This is a genomic window from Microbacterium sp. X-17 (genome assembly GCF_039615055.1).
The window spans coordinates 1-4,618 of record NZ_JBDHNI010000018.1; the positions used below are offsets into that span (position 1 = coordinate 1).

Sequence of the window (4,618 nt, forward strand, 5' to 3'; positions counted from 1 at the left end):
CGGTTATGCAGTTGGGTTATGTGTCGATCGGTGCTTCTGACACGGTGGCGTGGCGTGATTTCGCGGAGAAGTTTCTTGCGGTGGAGGCGTCGTTCGCCGGTGAGGTGGGTGGGGATCTGTTGCTGCGGATGGATGATCGGCGGTTGCGGTATCTGATCCGTCCGACGGGTGAGGACGATATTCGGGAGATCGGGTGGGAGGTCGCGGACAGTGTGGAGCTGGCCGGGATCCGGGACCGGTTCGTGGAGCGGGGGATCCCTTTGTTGGAGGGGGAGTTCGATACGGCGTCGTTGTTGGCGCCGGATGAGTTTCTCGTGTTCGAGGATCCGGCGGGGGTGCGGGGTGTGGTGTACACGGCGCCGCTCGCGGCGCAGGGTCCGGTGCGGTTGCAGCGGGGGCATCAGGGTTTCGTGACCGGGGATTTCGGTGCGGGGCATGTGGTGATGCTGGTGGAGCCGTACACGGAGGTGTTGGACTTCTACACGAACGTGTTGGGTTTCCGGGTCAGTGATTACATGCGGAACGAGCAGGTGCGGTCTTGTTTCCTGCACTGCAATCCGAGGCATCATTCGTTGGCGATCGCGGGGTTGAAGAGCCCGAAGCTGTTGAACCACATCATGTTGGAGTGTCGTGCTCTGGAAGATGTCGGGATCGCGATGGACGAGGCGAAGAAGAACGGGATGCCGATCACGGGCGAGCTGGGCAAGCACGCCAACGATCTGATGACCTCGTTCTACGTGAACTCGCCCTCCGGGTTCGAGATCGAATACGGGTGGGGCGGCCGGATCATCGACGACGAGACCTGGACCACCGCGTCCTACGGACCCGGAAACCAACAGATCTGGGGCCACGCACGCCAAAAAGCCCACGAAACTCTCATCAAGTAGCGCACCAGAAAGACGACCGGCGTACATTGGGTACGTCGCTTGACCGACCTTCCCGTCAATGCCGACGGGACCCGAAAGGTCGCACCGGACGGACACAGCAGTCCAGGAAGGACCATTTCGATGCCGGAGTTCGTGGTATGAACGAGATTCTGATTTTTGCGATTCTGGGGTTGGGGTCTGGGGCTATTTATGGTCTTGGGTCGTTGAGTTTGGTGTTGGTGTATCGGGCGTCGGGTGTGGTGCATTTCGCGTCGGGTGCGGTGGGGATGGTGGGGGCGTTCGCGTTTTACCTGTTGCGGGGTGCGGGTGTTCCGTTGGTGGTGGCGTTGGTGCTCGCGTTTGGTGCGGGTGTGTTGTTGAATGTTGCGTTTTATGCGGTGGTGGTGCGGCGTTTGAGGAATGCGCAGCCGATTATTCAGTTGGTTGCGAGTTTGGCGTTTTTCGCGGTGTTGTATGCGTGGGCGTTGGGGACGTGGGGTGGGGCTCCGTCTGCTCCGGCGCCGGTGTTGCCGAAGGATTCGATTCCGTTGTGGGGGAACGCGGATGTGTCGGTGGACCGGTTGATTCTGTTGGGGGTCGGGGTTGTTCTGACCGCGGTTTTGGTGCCGGTGTATCGGTATACCCGGTTCGGGAAGCGGACCACGGCGGTCGCGGAGGGTGTTGCGGACACGCATGGGGTGTCGCGGGATTTTGTGGCGTTGATCAACTGGGGGTTGGCGGGTTTCTTGTCGGTGTTGGCGGCGATCATGATCGTGAACATCGTGGGGTTGTCGGTGACGCAGTTGAGTTTGATGGTGGTGCCGTTCCTGGTGGCTGCGGTGGTGGGGGGTTTCCGGTCGTTTTGGTTGGCGCTTGCGGGTGGGTTGTTGATCGGGGTGTTGCAGTCGGAGTTGACGTTGCTGCAGACCAGTAACCCGTCGTGGCCGATCGCGGGTGTGCAGGCGTTGGTGTCGGTGATCGTGGTGGTGGTCGCGTTGCTGGTCCGGAACATTTCGGTGACGAGCCGGACCGATGAGGATCTCGCGAAACCGCCGATGCTGACCGACGGGAAGATCCGGTGGGTGACGGTGGCGATCCTGGTGGTCGCGGGGGTGTTGTTGTTGGTGTTCTTGTCGCCGTCCGCGTTGGGGGCGCTCTCGATCAGCGCGGCGCTCGGGATCATTTGTTTGTCGGTGGTGGTAGTCAGCGGGTATGCGGGGCAGATCTCGTTGGCGCAGATGGCGTTGGCGGGCCTGGCCGGGTGGGTCGGGACTCGGATCGTGATGGCCGGTGGCGGGTTCCTTTTGGGCGCGGTGGTCGGGGTGATCACGGTGATCCTGGTCGGGTTGATCATCGCGTTGCCGGCGGTGCGGGTGCGGGGGATGAACCTTGCGATCGTGACGTTGACGTTCGCGGTGTTCATCGAGCAGCAGTTCCTGGACAACTCCGCTCTGGGTGGCGGGCAGGCTGCGGCGGGCTCGATCGGGTCGCCGGATCTGTTCGGGTTCAGCCTGTCCGGGTTGGTGTATCCGGTGCGGTGGGCGGTGGTGTGTGTGGTGCTGCTCGCGGTGACCTCGTTCGGGGTGATGAACCTCCGCCGCGGCCGGTCCGGCAGGCGTCTGATCGCGGTGCGGACGAATGAGCGGGCTGCGTCCGCGTTGGGGATCAACGTGCCGCAAGCGAAGTTGTATGCGTTCGCGTTGGCTGCCGCGTTGGCAGGTGTCGGCGGGTTGTTGATCACGTATTCCAGCCCGATCGTGCAGTTCGTGCCGATGTTCTCGTTCTTCCACTCGATCTCGATCGTGTTGTACACGGTGATCGGTGGGATCGGGTATGTCGCGGGTGCGATCATGGGCGGGTTGATCGACCCGTTGGGGTTGCTGCCGTTCTCGATCCGGCAGTTGATCGGGACCTCCACGATCGTGCAGGTCGTGCTCGGTCTGTTGCTGCTGGTGCAGTTGTCGTACCTGCCCAACGGCGGGTTCTCCACCATGGCCGCGACCCGCGCCTGGGTGGCGCGCCTCTTCCACCGCAAGACCCCAGCCGTAACCGCAGACACCACCGAGACGGCAGACGCCGCCACCGAGACCGCGGACGCCGCGACCACCGAAACGGCAGACGCCGCGACGGCGGGTGGGGTGCGGGGTCGGGTGGAGCCGGTCGCGCCGGTCACGTTGGAACTGTCGGATGTGTCGGTGTCGTTCGGGGGGGTGCACGCAGTCAAGAAGGTGTCGTTCCAGGCGGTGCCGGGTCAGATTGTGGGGTTGATCGGTCCGAACGGGGCGGGGAAGACCACGGTGATCGACGCGGCGACCGGGTTCGTGCACCCGCAGACCGGTCGGGTGCTGCTCAACGATCAGGACGTGATGGGCTGGCCGACCCGCCGGCGTGCGCGGGCGGGTTTGGGGCGGTCGTTCCAGTCGTTGGAGTTGTTCGACGCGATGACGGTGCGGGACAACATTGTCACCGCGTGTGAACGGCGGGACCTGGGCGCGTATGTGACCGACTTGTTCCGGCCGGGGAAACCGAAACTGTCTCCGGTCGCGTCGTCCGCGATCGACGAGTTCGGTTTGACCGGGGACCTGGACACGATGGCATCCGACTTGTCGTTCGGGCGGCGGCGGCTGGTCGCGATCGCCCGCGCGGTCGCAGCGAACCCGTCGGTGCTGCTGCTGGACGAACCGGCGGCGGGGTTGGATGAGAACGAGACCGCGGAACTGGGCCGGCTGGTGCGGCGGCTCGCGGATGACTGGTTGATGACGATCGTGCTGGTCGAACACGACGTGGGTTTGGTGATGGACGTGTGCGACCAGATCGTGGTCCTGGAACAGGGCGCGGTGATCGCGTCGGGCACCCCGGAACAGGTCGCCGCGTCCCCGCAGGTGAAAGACGCGTACTTCGGCGACACCGACACCGGGGTCACCGCCCCGGAACCGGAAACGGTCGTGGTCGTCGAAACGGTCACCATCGAAACCCCCGACCGGGTCGAAACGGTCGGCGCGGCCCGGGTCACCGAAACCCCCGCCGTGCGGGCGTCGGTCACCGATGAACAACAACTCCAGATCCGTGGGCTGACCTCCGGGTACGGGGACCTGCCCGCGGTCCGCGACATCGACCTGACCGTGAACCGCGGTGAGGTGGTGTTGCTGATCGGACCGAACGGGGCCGGGAAATCCACGACCCTGAAAACGATCTGCGGGGTCATCAAACCCATGAAGGGCGACGTGCTGTGGAAAGGCACCCCCACCAAACGGACCCCCCTGTACCGGCGGGTGCGGAACGGGCTCGCGTACGTCCCTGAGGAACGCAACATCGTCCGCAGCCTGTCCGTGCAAGACCACTTCGTCCTCGGCGGCGGGAACCCCGACATCGCGTACGAATACTTCCCGCAACTGGCAAAGATCCGCGACCGCGCCGCCGGACTCCTCTCCGGCGGGGAACGACAAATGCTCGTCGTCGGCGCAGCCCTCGCCCGCAAACCCGAGGTCCTCGTCATCGACGAACTCTCCCTCGGACTCGCACCGATCGTGGTCGACAACCTCATGCACACCATCCGCACCGTCGCCGACACCGGCGTCGGAGTCCTCCTCGTCGACCAACACATCACCAGCGGACTCACCATCGCCGACCGCGCCTACGTCATGGCCCGCGGCAACCTCCTCTACACCGGAACCGCCACCGAAACCCAAAACCGCCTCGAACAAATCAAAGACGTCTTCGTCGGCACCACCAACCAACGCACCGACCTCACG

2 protein-coding genes are annotated in these 4,618 nt (G+C 64.1%); both read left to right on the plus strand.

Annotated features, from left to right (window positions below):
- Nucleotides 1-887: VOC family protein (locus ABCS02_RS34555; protein WP_345840250.1), on the plus strand; the 887-nt coding region annotated here is incomplete at its 5' end.
- Nucleotides 888-1,024: 137 nt separating this feature from the next.
- Nucleotides 1,025-4,618: ATP-binding cassette domain-containing protein (locus ABCS02_RS34560; RefSeq protein WP_345836312.1), on the plus strand; the 3,594-nt coding region annotated here is incomplete at its 3' end.